Origin of the sequence: Paraburkholderia sp. Cy-641, assembly GCF_011752945.1 — a bacterium.
Classification (GTDB): Bacteria; Pseudomonadota; Gammaproteobacteria; order Burkholderiales; family Burkholderiaceae; genus Paraburkholderia.
In genome coordinates, this window is the sequence record NZ_VWWM01000042.1 from 1 (window position 1) to 18,590 (window position 18,590).

The following is an 18,590-nucleotide window of genomic DNA, read 5'->3' on the forward strand; positions in this document are numbered from 1 at the left end:
GCGGCCGCCTGCGTCCCGGCGGCATCGCCGCGCTCGTACAGCGCCACGCGATGCCCCTCGCCGGCAAGCCGCCACGCGACCAGCCGGCCGCACAGGCCGCCGCCGAGCACGGAGAAATCGGGTCGGGCGGGACGGTTCATCGCGCACGCTCCACGGCCAGGCGGCGCAGCGCATCGCCAGAGCGGGCCATGCCAAAGCGGCACGGCGCGCCTGCGGCGGCGTGACGGGAAGCAACGTACATGTATGAAGAATAGGCGGTCATCGAGTCCTTTCCGTACGGCCCAAAAACGCACGTACCGAGGACGAAACCGGCGGGTGAAGCCGGCCGGGCAAGATGCGCGCGCGTCATGCGCCAGCGCCGCCCGGCGGGGAATGGAAGACGGTTGCTTCCGGAAACTTCCCGCGCCGGTATTACCCGGATCGGGTGCAAAGGGTCTCTCTCAGCCTCGCCGCCGCAGCATGGAAATCATGCCGCCCGTGGGCGAAGCACCCCTGTTTCGTCACGGGTCATTAGACCATAAAAGGCCGGACGCCCGCAAACCAGCGGGGCGCCGAGGCGGCCGCGATTTCGCTCCGGCACCCTCTATGGCGATGCCGATGCGCCGCGAGCCGACGCTCTGGCACAATGCCGTGATCGGTGCCGCGAACGCGGCGCGCGCGGCGCTTCAGGCCGTATGCGCGGCGCTTACACGGGGGCGCGCCGGCGGCGCAAATTAATGCCCGCTTAAGGGCGTCACGCCAGAATCGGGCGCCCGTCCGGCGTCGCGCGCCCCGAGCACGAAAGCACGACGCCCGGGCAGGCATCGCAGACCCGCCGCAGGGCAACCCAGCATACGGACCGGCTCGTCGCGGGATCGCCCGACATGGCGCAACCCGACCAGCCCGACACCGAGGATCGACCGGCTCGACCCATGGCCAGCACATCACCAGGACGCTCATGACATCCAATACTTCCGCCAGCCCCGCGCTGCCGCCCGACGAAAAAGTCTCCGCCTGGAGCCTGATCAAGCCTTACTGGGTTTCCGAGGAACGCTTCGTGGCGTGGGGGCTGCTCATCGCGATCGTCGTGATGAACCTGCTCGTCGTCTGGATCAACGTGCGCCTGAACCGCTGGAGCGCCGATTTCTACAACGCGCTGCAGCAGAAGAACGTCCACGACTTCCCGCACCTGCTGATGATCTTCAGCGGGCTCGCGTTCGGTTTCATCATCCTCGCCGTGTATGGCCGCTATCTGCGCCAGATGCTCGGCTTCCGCTGGCGCCAGTGGCTGACCACGCGCTACCTGAACGAGTGGCTCGACGACAGCGCGTTCTACCGCATCGAGCGCGACCGCCTCGCCGACAACCCCGACCAGCGGATCAGCGACGACCTGCAATCGTTCGCCACCACCACGCTTTCGCTCACGCTCGATCTGCTCTCCACGGTCGTCACGCTCGTGTCGTTCATCACGATCCTGTGGTCGCTCGCGGGCGCGCTGACCCTTTCGCTCGGCGGCATGCCGCTGCATATCCCCGGTTATATGGTGTGGGCTGCTGCGCTGTATGCGGTGGTCGGCTCGCTCGTCACGCAGAAGGTCGGTCATCCGCTCGTGTCGATCAACTATCAGGCACAGAAAGTCGAGGCGGATTTCCGTTTCGGCCTGATCCGTCTGCGCGAGAACGCCGAGCAGATCGCGTTCTACAACGGCATGGAAACCGAGAAGCACAACGCACGCACGCTGTTCGGCCGCATCCGCGACAACTGGTGGCAGGTGATGAAGTACACCAAGCGCCTGACCTTCGTGCTGAGCTTCTACGGCCAGATCGCGATCATCTTCCCGATCGTGGTCGCCGCGCCGCGCTACTTCGCGGGCGCCTTCACGTTCGGCGTGCTGATGCAGATTTCGAGCGCGTTCGGCACCGTCAGCGATTCGTTCTCGTGGTTCATCAACAGTTATACGAGCCTCGTCGAATGGCGCGCCACCGTGAACCGGTTGCGCGAGTTCAAGCGCATCATGCATGCGCCGCGTCTGAAGGAATCGGTCTCGCCGGCCACCGAACACGGCGGCATCAACCTGCATTTCGTCGACGCCAACCAGCTCTCCACCGCCAGCCTCGAACTCGCGCTGCCGAACGGCAACCCGCTGTCGCGCATCCGCGATGTCGCGATCCGGCCGGGCTCGCGCTGGCTCGTGCGCGGTCCGTCGGGCGCCGGCAAAAGCACGCTGATGCGCGCGCTCGCGGGCCTCTGGCCGTTCGGCGACGGCTCGATCGACGCGCCCGTCAACGCGCGCATGATGTTCATCCCGCAGGTCAGCTACATGCCGATCGGTACGCTGAAGGCGGCGCTCGCGTATCCGTCGGCGGCCGACACCTATAGCGACGACGAATGCCGCGAAGCGCTCGTCACCTGCCATCTGTCCGAATACGCGGACCGTCTGCAGGAATCGGCGCACTGGACCCGCGTGCTGTCGCCGGGCGAGCAGCAGCGCTTCGCCGCCGCGCGCGTGCTGCTGCACAAGCCCGACTACCTGTTCCTCGACGAAGCGACCAGCGCGCTCGACGCGGAAAACGAGGCGCGCCTGTACCGCCTGTTCACGGAGCGGCTGCCGAAGGCGGCGATCGTCAGCGTCGCGCATCGCGAGTCGCTCTCGGCGTTCCACGACGAAACGCTCGACGTCGAACGCAGCCGCGAAGCAGTAGCGGCCTGATCCGCCCGGCGAGCAATCCAACGAGCAACCCGGCGAACCGAACGACGCGATGAGCGAGCAGGCAAGCAACGCCAACGCTGGCATCGACAACGACACCAACGGCAGCGCGCGCGTCGTGCTGATTACCGGTGCCGGCTCCGGCATCGGCGCGGCGCTCGCGCAACGTCTCGCCGCGCCGGACACCGCGCTGATGCTGCACGCGCGCGGCGCCGACGACGCTTCCCGCCAACGCCTCGCGCAAGTCGCCGATCGATGCGCCGCGAACGGCGCGCGCTGCGCGACCGTGTTCGGCGATCTCGCCGAGCGCGGCGCGGCGGAGCACGTAGTCCATCAAACGCTCGCGAACTTCGGCGCGCTCGATCAACTGGTCGCCAACGCCGGACACGCGCAACGCCAGACTCTTTCCGCACTCGACCCCGACACGTTCGGCGCGGCGTTTGCCGCGATGCCGGCCGCGTTCGCCGCGCTCCTCAAACGCGCGCTGCCCGCGCTCGAAACGTCGCGGCGCGGCCGCGTGGTCGCGGTGAGCTCGTTCGTCGCGCATCGCTATCGCGCGGACGCGCCGTTTGCCGCGACGGCCGCGGCGAAGGCGGCCCTCGAATCACTCGCGAAAACCGCGGCCGCCGAGCTTGCGCCGCGCGGCGTGACCGTCAATTGCGTAGCGCCCGGCTATACGCGCAAGGACCGCGGCCCGAGCGCCGACAACGCAGCGGCATGGGCACGCGCCGCCGAAGCAACACCGCTCGGCCACGTCGCCGAGCCGGCCGACGTCGCCGCGCTGATCGCCTTCCTGCTTTCCGGCGAAGCGCGTCACATCACCGGTCAGGTGATCCATATCGATGGCGGGCTCACGCTCGGCTGAGCCGCGTCCCTCGCCACGCAGCGCAGCGCAGCGCGCAAACCGTACGTGCAAAACCGTGCGTACGACAGCCGGCACAGCACCGGCCACCCGCGCCGCCCCATCAAGCACCGGCGGCTTGCCACGTCTTACATCGGAAAGGATTCGAAAGCCGGACACGCTTTGCCCGGCCCGCGCGGATCACTAAGATGCCCTGAATGAACCAGACCATCCTGATCGTCGACGACGATCCCGTCGTGCGCGAACTCGTCAGCGAATATCTGCAAGGGCGCGGCTTCAAGGTCGTCGCGCTCGAACACGGCATGGCGCTGCAGCGCAGCCTGCTCGAGGAACGCCCCGCGCTCGTCGTACTCGACATCATGATGCCGGAGCTCGATGGCATCAGCGCGCTGCGGGCGTTGCGCGTCGCCGGCGACGACCTTCCCGTGATCCTGCTGACCGCCCGCGCCGAGCCGATCGACCGCGTGATCGGCCTCGAACTCGGCGCGGACGACTATCTCGGCAAGCCGTTCGAACCGAGCGAACTGGTCGCGCGAATTCGCACCGTGCTGCGGCGTCGCGGCACGGTTGCGCCGGGCGCGCCCGAGCAGCGCGCGCCCTATCGCTTCGGCCACTTCGAAGTGAATTTCCCCGAGCGCGAGCTGCGCCGCGACGGCGAACGCATCATGCTGCGTTCGAGCGAATTCGCGATGCTGAAAGTGTTCGTCACGCATGCGATGACCGTGCTCACGCGCGCGCAATTGCTCGAAAAACTGCGCGGCAACGACGAGACGCATCGGAATCGCAGCCTCGACGTGTCGATCTGGCGTTTGCGCCGGCTCATCGAAGCGGACCCGTCGGCGCCGCGCTATGTGCAAACGGTGTGGGGGCGCGGTTACGTGTTCGTGCCCGACGGCGAGATCGGCGCGACCGGGCGCGGGCTCGCGCCACCACTCCGGGAGCACTGAAACCGGGGCTCGAAACGCCGCGCTTCCGTGCGCGGGCGCAGTGCGCCGCATCGGCCGGCCACAACCCCGGCAGCCCGTCGAAGCAGTGCTAAAGTAAGCGCTGGTAAGCGTTGCACCTTGCGTCGCGCGCCGGCAAGCCCCGCGTCACACCGTAAGCATTGGTAAGGAAACGCCCGGCCGCCTGCCGCACGCGCCCATCTAGAATTTCGCCATGAATCCACAGGTCCTCATCGTCGACGACGATCCGGTCGTACGCGATCTGCTTTGCAAGTTTCTGCAGTCGAACGGCTTCGATGCGTCGGTGCTGCACGACGGCACGCATCTGCAGCGCCGTCTCGAACGCGAGCGGCCGTCGGTCGTCGTGCTCGACATCATGATGCCGAACACCGACGGCCTGCGCGCGCTCACCGCGCTGCGCGCCGCCGGCGACGACATTCCGGTGATCTTCGTGACCGCGCGCGGCACGGTGGCCGACCGCATCGTCGGCCTCTCGCTCGGCGCGGACGACTACCTGACCAAGCCGTTCGATCCGCGCGAACTGCTCGTGCGCATCCAGACCGTGCTGCGCCGGCGCGGGCCGTCTACCACGAGCGCGCCCGAAGCGCGCAAGCGCTATCGCTTCGGGCCGTTCGAACTCGACTTCACCACGCGCTCGCTGACCCGCGACGACGCGAAACTGCCGTTGCGCGACAGTGAATTCGCGCTCCTGAAGATTTTCGTCAACAACCCGTACAAGGTGCTGTCGCGCGTGCTGATTCACGACCTCGTGCATCGCGACAACCTGGCCTTCCGCGACCGCAGCCTCGACGTGCCGATCTGGCGTCTGCGCCGCGTGATCGAGGACGACCCGTCCAATCCGTGCTACGTGCAAACGGTACGCGGCAAGGGCTATGTGTTCGTGCCCGACGCCAGCAGCGCGCCCTTCGAGGACGAGGCCGCCCCGAGCGCATGAAAAATCCGCTGAACACGCTGTTCGGCAGAATGGCGTTGCTGTCTGCCGTGGTGTTGTTCGCGATTCAGGCAAGCTGGTTCGTGCTCGTGACGATGCAGCCGCCGCGCCATGAAATCGACGGCTTCGCGCGCGGCATTCTGCTCGTGCTGCAGGCGATCAACGGCGAGCCGATCAAGGGCGCCGCGCTCGCGCCCGCAATGCGCGTGCATCTCGTGCCCACCTGGAACATGCCGACGAGCGTGCATCTGCATGAGCCGAAGGAACGTCTGCTGATCGAACTGGGCCAGCAGTTGCGCGAGAACCTGCCGGGCGGCACGCAGATCGCCGTCGACGATCTGCGTCCGCCGCAACTCTGGGTGCTGTTTCCGGGCAAATCGAACTGGGTCGTCGTGCCGGTCGACGTGCCGCCGCCGCCGCGCTTTCTGGTCGAGGCGGTCTCGATGCTGCTTGCCGCGCTGATCCTCTCGCTATTCGCGGTCTGGCAGATGCAACGGCCGCTCTCGCGCGTCGCCGACGCGGCCCGCGAGTTCGGCTCGGGCGTGCGGCCCGAGCCCGTGCCCGTGCAGGGCCCTCGCGAGCTGCGCGATCTGATCGGCTCGTTCAACGACATGATGCGGCGCCTGAACGAAGCCGGCGACGACCAAGCCGTCATGCTGGCCGGCGTCGCGCACGATCTGAAGGCGCCGCTCACGCGCCTGAAGCTGCGCGCGAGCGTGCTGGTCGAGGAAAGCGAGCGCGCCGGCCTGATTCGCGACGTCGATTCGCTGACCAACATCGTCCAGCAGTTCCTCGAATTCGCGGGCCAGTCGGCCGACGCCGGGCCGCCTGTCGAAGTGGACGAGTTCCTGCGCGAGCAGTTTTCCGCCGGTGAAAACGCCGGCAGCGCGGAAATGGCCGAAGCCGCCGACACCGCCGAAGCGCCGCTCTTCGCGCTCGATCTGCGCGCCGGAGCGTCGTTCACGCTGCCGCGCACGCTGCTCGACCGGCTCGTCACGAACCTCGTCGACAATGCGCTCGAACACGGCATGCCGCCGGTCGAGATCGCGACCGCGCGCAACGACGGGCGCTGGACGATCCGCGTGCGCGATCATGGCCCCGGCATTCCCGACGACCGCATCGCCGCCGCGATGAAACCGTTCGTGCGGCTCGACGCCGCGCGCGGCGGCGAAGGTCATTGCGGCCTCGGCCTCGCGATCGTCGCGCGGCTCGCGCACGATCGCGGCGGACGCTGCCAGGTGCGCAATCATGCGCAGGGTGGACTCGAAGTGCGGATCGAATTGCCGGTGAATGCGACAGTAACGTAAGGATGACGCGGCAAGCGGCGGCGCAGCCAACCCGAGCGGCGCGGCGCCGGCACATGGGCGAGGCGCGCTCGAACGGACGCCGCCCGCTCATGCACATGCTCACGCACACGGCGCCATGCGCTTACACGCCCTTACCGGATCGCCTTCGGCACTGGCTACGGCTTTATAGTCGGCCTTGGCAACCTCAATGCCGCCCTTCTCCATCCGCCCATGCCCTTGGGGCGGATTTTTTTTGCCCGGCCTTTTTGTCCGGTTCTTTTTGGTGCCGCCCTTGCCCGCGCTGCTCCTGCCGCGCGGCTTCACGGCCGATCGCCGTGCGGCTCAGTCCACGAGCCGCTTAGTGCACACGTCGCTCAGTGCGAGCCGGTTACCTCAGTGCACAAGCCGATTACGCAACGCGTCGATCGTCGCAGCGGAAAGACCGAGCCCTTGCGTCAGATAGCCAGTCATCGTGCCGTAGCTCGCCTGCACCTGCTCGAAACCCGCTTGCAGATAGCCTTCCTCGACGTCGAGCAACGGTGCTTCGACCGTGGCGACGGCGGCGCCGTCCTGCACGCGCAGCGTGGCCGTTTGCGCGGCGATCGATTGCGCGAGATAGGTGTTGCTGAGCAGATAGTCCTGCATGATGACGTCGAGCGGCACGTTGGCGATGCTGAGCAGCAGCGCCGCGACCCAGCCCGCGCGATCTTTCCCCGCATTCGAATGAAACAGCTGCGCGCCCGCGCCGTCGGCGAGCGCGGCGAGCAACGTGCCGTACGCGGCCCGCTGCGCGTCGCCCGTCACGTAGGCACGCGCCTGCGCCTCCATGAACGCGACGGCGTCCGCGGACGTATCGAAGGTGGGCGCAATGAAGTCGTTCGTGCCGAGCACATTGAGCCGGCGCGCGAACGCGCCGGCCGGCAGGCTGTCGGGATTGCGCGCGATTTCGGCGGGCGTACGCAGGTCGTAGATCGCTGCGATGCCGACCTTGTCGATCGTCGCTTCGTCGGCGCTGCTCAAGGTCAACGCATTCGAGCGATAGAACGCGCCGCGGCGCATCTGCTTGCCGTCGACGGTCGGATAGCCGCTGCCCACGCCCGCGAGATCGCGGAAATTGGTGACCGATGCGAGGCGCGGCGTCTCCACCTGATTGGGGTCGAGGCTGCCGCCGCACGCCGACAGCAGCGTGCTGCCGAACCCGGCGGCCAGCAGCGCGCCGGCCGAACCCCTGAGGAAACGCCGCCGCGCTACCGACGTTTCGCCCGACGCGTCATGGCCTGCCTGCACGGTCGTGCTGGCAACAAGGCGGAACGGCGAACGGTTTTTCGCGAAAACGGGCATCAGGGGTGACGGTAAGGAAGGGGGCGTGCAGCCGGGCTGCAGACGCAGTTTAACGTTCGTCAATAACTTTTGCGTTACACCGTAGTAGGCGGTAAGGAAAAGGGCGAGATCAACACAGCCTTTCGCGAAGCGCGTACGGCAGCGTGTGCGGGACCGGGCAGAGGCGACGCGCCGTTCTGAAACCGATTTCCGCCAGCTTGCGTGTCTTATCGGTGATTACGCGATCGTTACCGCTCGATGCCATTTTTGCCACATCCGACCGCACGACGCCGCATCCCCGTAAAATACAGAAAACCTATCGTTCAGCCCCCGCAGGCAAAAGAAACCTGGAGACCACAACAAAACATGGCTTCTCTCCAATGGTTCACCGAGTTGTCCCCGCGCGAGCGCCGCACGCTTTATGCCGGCTTCGGCGGTTACGCGATCGACGCGTTCGACTTCATGATCTACTCGTTTCTGATCCCGACGCTGATCGCAACATGGGGTCTGAGCAAAAGCGAAGCGGGGATGATCGCCACCAGTTCGCTGATCTCGTCGGCGCTCGGCGGCTGGCTCGCCGGCATTCTAGCCGATCGCCACGGCCGCATCCGCGTGCTGCAATGGACGATCGCCACCTTCGCGATCTTCACCTTCCTGTCGGGCTTTACGCAGTCGTTCTGGCAGCTGCTCGCCACGCGCACGCTGCAAGGCATCGGCTTCGGCGGCGAGTGGTCGGTCGTGACGATCATGATGGCCGAGACGATCCGTTCTCCGCAGCATCGCGCGAAGGCGGTCGGCACCGTGCAGAGCAGCTGGTCGTTCGGCTGGGCAGCCGCGGCGATCGTCTACTGGGCCGCGTTCGCGCTGCTGCCTGAAGAGTACGCGTGGCGCGCCTGCTTCTGGATCGGCCTGCTGCCCGCCGCGTGGATCATCTACATCCGCCGCAACGTGAGCGACCCGGACATCTTTCTGGAGACGCGCCGCGCGCGCGAAAGCGGCTTCAACACCTCGCACTTCATGCAGATCTTCTCGGCCGCGCATCTGAAGACGACGCTGCTCGGCAGCGCACTGTGCACCGGCATGCTCGGCGGCTACTACGCGATCACGACGTGGCTGCCCACGTACCTGAAGACCGTGCGCCATCTGTCGGTGTTCAACACGAGCGGCTATCTGATCGTGCTGATCGTCGGCTCGTTCGCCGGCTATATCGTCGGCGCGATTCTGTGCGACCGGATCGGCCGGCGCGCGTCGTTCGTGCTGTTCGCGATCGGCTCGTTCGTGCTCGGCATGGTCTACACGATGCTGCCGGTCACCGACACGATGATGCTCGCGCTCGGCTTCCCGCTCGGCATCGTCGTGCAGGGCATTTTCGCGGGTGTGGGCGCGTATCTGTCCGAGCTGTATCCGAACGAGATACGCGGCTCGGGACAAGGCTTCTGCTACAACCTTGGGCGCGGCGTCGGCTCGTTCTTTCCGATCCTCGTCGGCACGCTCGCGCAGGGCATGACGCTCGTGAAGGCGATGGGCATCGTCGCGGGCTCCGGCTATCTGCTCGTGATCGTCGCCGCGCTGTGCCTGCCGGAAACGAAAGGCAAGGTACTCGGCGCGAGCCGCTCCGCCGCCTGAATTCGCCGCACATACTCATGAAAACGATTGTTCTCGGCGGCGGCGTGATCGGTGTCGCCACGGCTTTTTACCTGTGCCAGCAAGGCTGCGAAGTCACGGTGATCGAGCGCGAACCCGACGTCGCGCTCTCCACGAGCTTCGGCAACGCCGGCGTGATCGCACCGGGCTACGTGACGCCGTGGGCCGCGCCCGGCATGCCGGCGAAGATTCTCAAATATCTGTTCAAGCCCGCTTCGCCCCTGATCTTCCGGCCGACGTTCGATCCGGCCCAATGGCGCTGGATCGCGCGCTGGCTGCGCGAATGCGACCTCGAACGCTTTCGCGTGAACAAGCAGCGCATGCAGCGCGTCGCGTATTACAGCCGCACGTGTCTGCACGAATTCCGCGGCCGTCATCCGTTCGACTACGGCCGCAGCCAGGGCTATCTGCAACTGTTTCGCAGCGACTTCGACGTCGAGCTGGCCCAGCCGGCGCTCGCGGTGCTGCGCGACGCGGGCATCGCGCATCGGGAAGTCAGCGCGGCGCAGTGCGTCGAGATCGAGCCCGGCTTGCGCTGGGCGCAGCAGGCGCCGCACGCGGGCCTTTATCTGCCCGACGACGAGGCCGGCGATTGCGCGCGCTTCACCCGCGAGTTGCGCGCGATCTGCGAGCGCAACGGCGTGCGCTTCCGCTTCGATACGCGCGTGGACTCGCTCGACGTGCAAGGCCGTGCGGTACGCGGCGTGCAAATTCAGAGCGAGCGCGGCATCGAGACGCTGCGGGCCGACCACGTGGTCGTCGCGCTCGGCGTCGATAGCCCGGCGCTGCTGGCGCCGCTCGGCGTGAAGGTGCCGCTTTATCCGGTGAAGGGGTATTCGGCGACGTTGCCCGTCATCGACGAAGAAAAGGCGCCGCACGCGGCGCTCATGGACGAATCGCTGAAAACGGCGATCACGCGCTTCGGCAACAACCTGCGCGTGGCGGGCACGGCGGAACTCGGCAATCATCAGACGACACTGCGCGAACAGGCCTTGCAGACGCTGCTCAAGGTGCTGCGCGACTGGTTTCCGCATGCGGCCAAGCCGACCTCGGCGCATTTCTGGGTAGGCCGCCGGCCGATGACACCCGACGGCGCGCCGCTGCTCGGTCCGTGCCGCGTGGAGAATCTGTGGCTGAACCTCGGGCACGGCTCGACGGGCTGGGCGATGTCGATGGGCTCGGGGCGCGTGGTCGCGGACCTGATCACGCAGCGCAAGCCGGAAATCGATCTCGATGGGCTGACCTTGGCGCGCTATCGCAAGTAGCGGCGCGAGAAGCCGGGCCAGCAAACGCAGCGCGCCATAAAAAAACCGGACTCGCCCTTTCAGGCGAGCCCGGTTTTCTTTTATTCACTGCTTCGCTTTACCGCTACCTGTGCCTGTGAACCGGCACATTGTCGTCTCCACGTCTTCCTGCAAATCGTGGCCGGCTCGCGCGCATCGGACATCGAGCGCGCAAGCCGTGCCGGAGACACTGACCAGAGACGCCTTAGCGCGGCAGTTCCGAATGCCCCATCAGGAACGCATCGACCGAACGTGCGCACTGACGGCCTTCGCGGATCGCCCACACCACGAGCGACTGGCCGCGGCGCATGTCGCCCGCGGTGAACACCTTGTCCACCGACGTGTAGTACGCCTTGTCGCCTTCGGTCGAGGCACGCACGTTGCCGCGCGCATCCTTGTCGACACCGAATGCTTCGAGCACCGGCGAAACCGGCTGCGTGAAGCCCATCGCGAGCAGCACGAGGTCGGCCTTCATTTCGAATTCGGAGTTCGGCACTTCGACCATCTTGCCGTCCTTCCATTCGACGCGCGCGGCGATCAGCTTCTCGACCTTGCCGTTCTTGCCTTCGAGGCGCTTGGTCGCGACCGACCAGTCGCGCTCGCAGCCCTCGTCGTGCGACGACGACGTGCGCAGCTTGATCGGCCAGTACGGCCACACGAGCGGCTTGTTCTCTTCTTCGGGCGGCTGCGGCAGCAGTTCGAACTGCGTGACGCTCTTCGCGCCATGACGGTTCGACGTGCCGACGCAGTCCGAACCCGTATCGCCGCCGCCGATCACGACGACGTGCTTGCCCTTCGCGAGCAGCTGGTTCGGCACCTTGTCGCCGGCATTGACCTTGTTCTGCTGCGGCAGGAACTCCATCGCATAGTGGATGCCTTCGAGCTCGCGGCCTGGCACCGGCAGATCACGCGGCGTTTCCGAACCGCCGGCGATCACCACCGCGTCGAACTGCTCGTTCAGCTCGGCCGGCGTGATGGTTTCCTTCGCGGTGTTGCCGATGTAAGCCGGCAGCGAATCGGCGCGGCCGATGAGCACGTTGGTGCGGAACGTCACGCCTTCGGCTTCCATCTGGCGCATGCGGCGGTCGATCTGCCACTTCTCGAGCTTGAAGTCGGGGATGCCGTAACGCAGCAGGCCGCCGATGCGGTCGTTCTTCTCGAACACGGTCACGTCATGACCGGCGCGCGCGAGTTGCTGCGCGGCCGCGAGACCCGCGGGGCCCGAACCGACCACGGCGACCTTCTTGCCGGTCTTGTGCTTCGGCAGTTGCGGCGCGACCCAGCCTTCGGCCCAGGCCTTGTCGATGATCGCGTGCTCGATCGACTTGATGCCGACCGGGTCGTTGTTGATGCCGAGCGTACACGCCGCTTCGCACGGCGCCGGGCAGATGCGGCCCGTGAACTCGGGGAAGTTGTTGGTCGAATGCAGCACTTCGATCGCGTTCTTCCAGTCCTGGTGGAACACGAGGTCGTTGAAGTCCGGAATGATGTTGTTGACCGGGCAGCCGTTGTTGCAGAACGGAATGCCGCAGTCCATGCAACGTGCGCCTTGAATCTTCGCTTCGTCGTCGCTCAGTGCCGCGACGAATTCCTTGTAGTGCTTCACACGCGTGAGCGGAGCCTCGTACGTCTCGTGGCGACGTTCGAACTCGAGAAAACCGGTTGCCTTGCCCATGTGGTTCTCTTCTCTAATCTGTATGTAGGGTGATCTGGACCCGCCGCGCGTCGAACCTTCGAGACGCGGCGGGTACGGCTAAATGATTTTTTGCGGAGCTTTGTGCGGAGATTTAGGCGGCGAGCACTTCCTTGTTCGCCTTCTTCGCGGCGAGTTCGCCGAGCGCGCGCTTGTATTCGGTCGGGAACACCTTCACGAACTGACGGCGCGAAGCGTCCCAGTTCTCGAGCAGCGCCTTCGCACGCGGCGAGCCCGTGAACTGAAAGTGACGTTCGATGAGACCGCGCAGCAGCACTTCGTCGGTCGTGCCGCGATGCCACACGCCCTGGTCGACCGTGCGCTCCTGTTCGGCCTGTTGCAGCACCGGGTCGAGCGCGACCATCGACTTGTTGCACTTGCCCGCGAACGTGCCGTCCGGATCGAACACGTAGGCAATGCCGCCCGACATGCCGGCCGCGAAGTTGCGGCCCGTCTCGCCGAGCACGACCACGGTGCCGCCCGTCATGTATTCGCAACCGTGATCGCCCGTGCCTTCGACGACCGCCGTCGCGCCCGAGTTACGCACGCAGAAACGCTCGCCCGCGACGCCGCGGAAGAACGCTTCGCCGTCGATCGCGCCGTACATCACCGTATTGCCGCAGATGATGTTCTCTTCCGACTTGCCGCGGAAATCGTTGGTCGGACGGATGATGATGCGGCCGCCCGACAGGCCCTTGCCCACGTAGTCGTTGCCGTCGCCGACGAGGTCGAGCGTGACGCCCTTCGCGAGGAACGCGCCGAAGCTCTGGCCCGCCGTGCCCTTCAACTGGATGTGGATCGAGTCGTCGGGCAGGCCTTCGTGGCCGTACTTCTTCGCGATCGTGCCGGACAGCATCGCGCCGACCGTGCGGTTCACGTTGCGCACCGGCTGGATGAACGAGACGTGCTCGCCCTTCTCGATCGCCGCCTTCGCCTTCTCGATCAGCGTATGGTCGAGCGCACGGTCGAGGCCGTGGTCCTGCACGTCGACGTGCTTGCGCGCGACTTCCGCCGGCACTTGCGGCTGATAGAACACGCGCGAGAAGTCGAGACCCTTCGCCTTCCAGTGCTCGATGCCCTTCTTCATGTCGAGCAGTTCCGCGTGGCCGATCAGGTCGTCGAACTTGCGGATGCCGAGTTGCGCCATGATTTCGCGCGCTTCCTCGGCGACGAAGAAGAAGAAGTTCACGACGTGCTCGGGCTGGCCCTGGAACTTCGCACGCAGCACCGGATCTTGCGTCGCGACGCCGACCGGGCAGGTGTTCAGGTGGCACTTGCGCATCATGATGCAGCCTTCGACGACGAGCGGCGCCGTCGCGAAGCCGAATTCGTCCGCGCCGAGCAGCGCGCCGATCACGATGTCGCGGCCCGTCTTCATCTGACCGTCGGCCTGCACGCGAATACGGCCGCGCAGCTGGTTCAGCACCAACGTTTGCTGCGTTTCGGCGAGACCCAGTTCCCACGGCGTGCCGGCATGCTTGACCGACGACAGCGGCGACGCACCCGTGCCGCCGTCATGACCGGCGATCACGACGTGATCGGCCTTCGCCTTCGCGACACCCGCTGCAACCGTACCGACGCCCGACTCCGACACCAGCTTCACCGAGATGCTCGACGACGCGTTGACGTTCTTCAGATCGTGGATCAGCTGCGCCAGGTCTTCGATCGAGTAGATGTCGTGGTGCGGCGGCGGCGAAATCAGGCCGACGCCCGGCACCGAACAGCGCAGCTTGCCGATGTACTCGGACACCTTGTGGCCCGGCAGCTGACCGCCTTCGCCCGGCTTCGCGCCCTGCGCCATCTTGATCTGGATCTGGTCGGCCGACGCGAGGTATTCCGCCGTCACGCCGAAGCGGCCCGACGCGACCTGCTTGATGCGCGAGCGCAGCGAATCACCTTCCTTGAGCGGAATGTCGGTGACCACTTCATCGCCGATGATCGACTTCATCGTGTCGCCATTCTTGATCGGAATGCCGCGCAGTTCGTTGCGATAACGGTTCGCATCCTCGCCGCCTTCGCCGGTGTTCGACTTGCCGCCGATGCGGTTCATCGCGACGGCGAGCGTGGCGTGCGCTTCGGTGCTGATCGAGCCCATCGACATCGCGCCGGTCGCGAAACGCTTGACGATTTCCTTCGCCGGTTCGACTTCGTCGAGCGGAATCGCCCTGGTCGGATCGAACTTGAACTCGAACAGGCCGCGGAAGGTCATGTGGCGTTTGGTCTGATCGTTGATCAGATGCGCGTATTCCTTGTACGTCTGGTACGAGTTGCTGCGTGCCGAGTGCTGCAGCTTGGCGATCGCATCGGGCGTCCACATGTGTTCTTCGCCGCGCACGCGGTAGGCGTACTCGCCGCCCGCGTCGAGCATGTTCGCGAGGACCGGGTTGTCGCCGAACGCGTCGCGGTGCAGACGGATCGCTTCTTCGGCGACGTCGAAGAGTCCAATGCCGCCCACCTTCGACGACGTACCGTAGAAGTACTTCGACACGAGGTCTTCAGCGAGGCCGACCGCTTCGAAAATCTGCGCGCCGGTGTACGACATGTAGGTCGAAATGCCCATCTTCGACATGACCTTCTGCAGGCCCTTGCCGACCGCCTTCGTGAAGTTGTAGACCGCCTTCTCCGCCGACAGGTCGCCCTTCAGGCCGGCCGCGAGCTGGCTGAGCGTTTCCATCGCGAGGTACGGGTGCACGGCTTCCGCGCCATAGCCCGCGAGCAGCGCGAAGTGGTGCGTTTCACGCGCCGAACCGGTTTCGACGACGAGGCCCGTGCTCGTGCGCAGACCCTGCTGCACGAGGTGCGTGTGGATAGCGGCAGTCGCGAGCAGCGCCGGAATCGCGACGTTGTCGCGGTCGGTCTTGCGGTCCGAGACGATCAGCATGTTGTAGCCGGACTTGACCGCATCGACGGCTTCCGCGCACAGCGACGCGAGGCGCGCCTCGATGCCTTCCTTGCCCCAGGCGACCGGATAGCAGATGTTCAGTTCGTACGAGCTGAACTTGCCGCCGGTGTACTGATCGATCGCGCGGATCTTCGCGATGTCCTTGAAGTCGAGCACCGGCTGCGACACTTCGAGGCGCATCGGTGGGTTGATGTTGTTCGTGTCGAGCAGGTTCGGCTTCGGGCCGATGAACGACACGAGCGACATCACCATGTTTTCGCGGATCGGGTCGATAGGCGGATTCGTGACCTGCGCGAACAGCTGCTTGAAGTAGTGGTAGAGCGTCTTGTTCTTGTTGGACATGACCGCGAGCGGCGAGTCGTTGCCCATCGAGCCGACCGCTTCCTCGCCCGCTTGCGCCATCGGCGCCATCAGGAACTTGAGGTCTTCCTGGGTGTAGCCGAACGCCTGCTGGCGATCGAGCAATGCAGCGGCTTCGCGGCGCTCCGTCACGACGTCTTCGGCCTTCGGCTCGATCTCGTCGAGCTTGATGCGCACGGCGTCGATCCAGCTCTTGTACGGCTTGGCGTTCGCGAGGTTGTCCTTCAGTTCCTTGTCGTCGATGATGCGGCCGTGCTCCATGTCGATCAGGAACATCTTGCCCGGCTGCAGACGCCACTTCTTGACGATCTTCGATTCGGGAATCGGCAGCGTGCCCGCTTCCGACGCCATGATGACGAGGTCGTCGTCGGTAACGATGTAGCGCGCCGGACGCAGACCGTTACGGTCGAGCGTTGCGCCGATCTGGCGGCCGTCGGTGAACGCGATCGCGGCGGGGCCGTCCCACGGCTCCATCATCGCGGCGTGGTATTCGTAGAACGCCTTGCGGTTCTCGTCCATCAGCGTGTGCTGCTCCCAGGCTTCCGGGATCATCATCATCATGGCGTGGACGAGCGGGTAGCCGGCCATCACGAGCAGTTCGAGGCAGTTGTCGAACGATGCCGTATCCGATTGGCCCGGATAGATGAGCGGCCACAGCTTCGGCAGATCGTCGCCGAGCACGTGCGAGGCGATCGCGCCGGTGCGCGCGTTCAGCCAGTTGACGTTGCCCTTCACCGTGTTGATTTCGCCGTTGTGGGCGATCATGCGGTACGGGTGAGCCAGTTCCCATGCCGGGAACGTGTTGGTGGAGAAGCGCTGGTGCACGAGCGCGAGCGCCGAGACGGTGCGCTCGTCCTGCAGATCGCGGTAGTACACGCCGACCTGGCCCGCCAGCAGCAGCCCCTTGTAGACGACCGTGCGCGCCGAGCACGACGGCACGAAGTATTCCTTGCCGTGCTTGAGCTTGAGCGCCTGGATGCGGTGGCTCGCGGTCTTGCGGATGATGTACAGCTTCCGCTCGAGCGCGTCGGTCACCATGATGTCCTTGCCGCGGCCGATGAAGATCTGGCGGATCAGCGGTTCGCTCGCCTTGACGGTCGGAGAGATCGGCATGGTGTGGTCGACCGGCACGTCGCGCCAGCCGAGCACGACCTGGCCTTCGGCCTTCACCGTGCGCTCCAGTTCCTGTTCGCAGGCGATGCGCGAGGCGTGTTCCTTCGGCAGGAAGATCATGCCGACGCCGTATTCGCCAGCCGGCGGCAGCGTCACGCCCTGCTTGGCCATCTCTTCGCGATAGAAGCCGTCCGGAATCTGGATCAGGATGCCCGCGCCGTCGCCCATCAGCGGATCGGCGCCGACGGCGCCCCGGTGGTCGAGGTTTTCGAGAATCTTCAGACCCTGCTCGATGATCTCGTGGCTCTTCTGGCCCTTGATGTGGGCGACGAAGCCGACGCCGCAGGCGTCATGCTCGTTCTGCGGGTCGTACAGACCTTGGGCGGCGGGAACCGGGTGTTGCTGGTGGTCGTTCATGGGGACACCGTCTGTGAGGGGCCGGACAGGCCGTTAAACCGTTTTTCTTTTGCCGCAGTGCGGATCGCAGCCACGACGACGCTCTTCCCGCGGACGGACCATGCGTATCAAAAAGCGTCGGAATTCGGAATATACGCGACGAATCAATGGAATAGCAAATAAAACATGATGATTGATCCCCAATTATCGAATTGGTGCATCGCAGATATTTTTTATTGGTTCCATATCAAAACAGGGCAAAAGAAAACGGCATGCGCAATGCCGTTTTCATGCAGCCCTTTGATGCAAAACGCTTTCTTTCGATTCAGGGCGGCGCTATGAGGAGCGCCCTACGCTGCACCAGCGTCGCCTCACTGCGTATGCGGCGTCTCGCGCACCTTGCGCGGCCGCCCGCGCGGCAGCGGCGAAACGCGCCGGTTCGCGGCGCGCGCCGCCCACTCGCGGTACGTGTCGCTGCCGAGCACCCAGCCTTTCAGCGTGGCCTGCTGGAGCTGGCTGGCTTCGCGCTCGTCGAGCGGCTGCTCGCACAGTTCGCGGTACGCGCGCTGCCGCTCGAACGGCGTATTGCCGAGCGACCAGTAGAGCGGATGATCGGTGATGAGGCTGTCGAGGGTCAGCCCGATGTGATGCCGGTAGCTCGACCAGCGATAATCCTCAGGCGCCGTGGCCAGTTGCGCGCGTACCGGACACATCTCGACGACGCGGCTCGCGAGCAGGAAATAACGCTCGCCTTCGATTACCGTGGCCCGGTAACGGCCTTCCCACAAGGTACCGCGGCGCGCATAACGGCGGTTGAAATGCGCGACGTAGCGCCGGCCGACGGCCTGCATCGCCTTGGGCAGGCTCGACTCCTCGGTCGGCGTGACGAGCAGTTGCACGGCGCCCGGCATCAATGCGTATGCGTGAATCGAGAGGTGATGGTCCCGCGAAGCCGCCTTCAGGCAGTCGATGAAAAGCTCGTAGTCCTGGTCGTCGACGAAAGCGGGCTGCTGGTCGAGCCCGCGAAGGATGACGTGTTGCGGCTGGTCGGGGACATAAAGACGTGCAAGCCGTGCCATGCTGGAGTATCCAATAGTCGCGTTGGTATATACCCGAAGGTCCGAAGAGCCACATGCGCGCGAGGTTCGG

General features: G+C 65.6%; 12 protein-coding genes and 1 riboswitch. Of the genes, 7 read left to right on the top strand and 5 right to left on the bottom strand.

Translation table 11 applies throughout. The features are described 5' to 3' along the window. Window positions 1–140 (bottom strand): NAD(P)-binding protein (locus F3J20_RS21520; RefSeq protein WP_167284463.1); only part of this gene is annotated, 140 nt, incomplete at its 3' end. Window positions 141–380: 240 nt separating this feature from the next. Beyond that, window positions 381–504, bottom strand: a riboswitch (TPP riboswitch). A 433-nt stretch (window positions 505–937) separates the two neighbouring features. Here F3J20_RS21520 and F3J20_RS21525 point away from each other — a divergent pair. From F3J20_RS21525 to F3J20_RS21545, 5 genes are all read left to right on the top strand, one after another. Then, entirely contained in the window at window positions 938–2,689 is a 1,752-nt protein-coding gene (locus F3J20_RS21525) for an ABC transporter ATP-binding protein/permease (RefSeq protein WP_167045539.1), read from the top strand. A gap of 49 nt (window positions 2,690–2,738) precedes the next feature. Further along, window positions 2,739–3,551, top strand: a complete 813-nt coding sequence (locus tag F3J20_RS21530; protein WP_167284464.1) for an SDR family oxidoreductase — start codon at window positions 2,739–2,741, stop codon at window positions 3,549–3,551. A gap of 194 nt (window positions 3,552–3,745) precedes the next feature. After that, window positions 3,746–4,495 carry a response regulator gene (locus F3J20_RS21535; protein ID WP_167045533.1) on the top strand — a complete coding sequence of 250 codons (750 nt, stop codon included), beginning with the start codon at window positions 3,746–3,748 and terminating at the stop codon, window positions 4,493–4,495. A gap of 211 nt (window positions 4,496–4,706) precedes the next feature. Continuing rightward, window positions 4,707–5,447, top strand: coding sequence for a response regulator (locus tag F3J20_RS21540; protein ID WP_167045530.1), 741 nt, complete (start codon window positions 4,707–4,709; stop codon window positions 5,445–5,447). Continuing rightward, window positions 5,444–6,751, top strand: coding sequence for an ATP-binding protein (locus tag F3J20_RS21545; RefSeq protein WP_167284465.1), 1,308 nt, complete (start codon window positions 5,444–5,446; stop codon window positions 6,749–6,751). The genes F3J20_RS21540 and F3J20_RS21545 overlap by 4 nt, the downstream gene beginning before the upstream one ends. A gap of 372 nt (window positions 6,752–7,123) precedes the next feature. On the opposite strand, the gene F3J20_RS21550 is transcribed toward F3J20_RS21545, so the two are convergent. Further along, window positions 7,124–8,071: a tyrosine-protein phosphatase gene (locus tag F3J20_RS21550; RefSeq protein WP_167284466.1), complete on the bottom strand. Its 948-nt coding sequence runs from the start codon at window positions 8,069–8,071 to the stop codon at window positions 7,124–7,126. 345 nt (window positions 8,072–8,416) lie between these two features. Between F3J20_RS21550 and F3J20_RS21555 the strand changes: the two genes are divergently transcribed. After that, entirely contained in the window at window positions 8,417–9,676 is a 1,260-nt protein-coding gene (locus F3J20_RS21555; RefSeq protein WP_167045520.1) for an MFS transporter, read from the top strand. 17 nt (window positions 9,677–9,693) lie between these two features. Beyond that, complete coding sequence (locus F3J20_RS21560; RefSeq protein WP_167284467.1) at window positions 9,694–10,959, top strand: D-amino acid dehydrogenase; 1,266 nt, start codon at window positions 9,694–9,696, stop codon at window positions 10,957–10,959. Window positions 10,960–11,182: 223 nt separating this feature from the next. Here F3J20_RS21560 and F3J20_RS21565 read toward each other — a convergent pair whose 3' ends face one another. The 3 genes from F3J20_RS21565 to F3J20_RS21575 form a co-directional block, all read right to left on the bottom strand. Continuing rightward, window positions 11,183–12,652 carry a glutamate synthase subunit beta gene (locus F3J20_RS21565; protein ID WP_167284468.1) on the bottom strand — a complete coding sequence of 490 codons (1,470 nt, stop codon included), beginning with the start codon at window positions 12,650–12,652 and terminating at the stop codon, window positions 11,183–11,185. 112 nt (window positions 12,653–12,764) lie between these two features. Then, on the bottom strand, window positions 12,765–17,462 hold the full coding sequence (locus F3J20_RS21570; RefSeq protein ID WP_167284469.1) for a glutamate synthase-related protein: 4,698 nt from the start codon (window positions 17,460–17,462) through the stop codon (window positions 12,765–12,767). Between the two features lie 350 nt (window positions 17,463–17,812). Further along, the gene (locus tag F3J20_RS21575; protein WP_167045507.1) at window positions 17,813–18,520 is read right to left on the bottom strand and encodes a transposase; all 708 of its coding nucleotides are present in this window, start codon (window positions 18,518–18,520) and stop codon (window positions 17,813–17,815) included. Window positions 18,521–18,590: the final 70 nt, after the last annotated feature.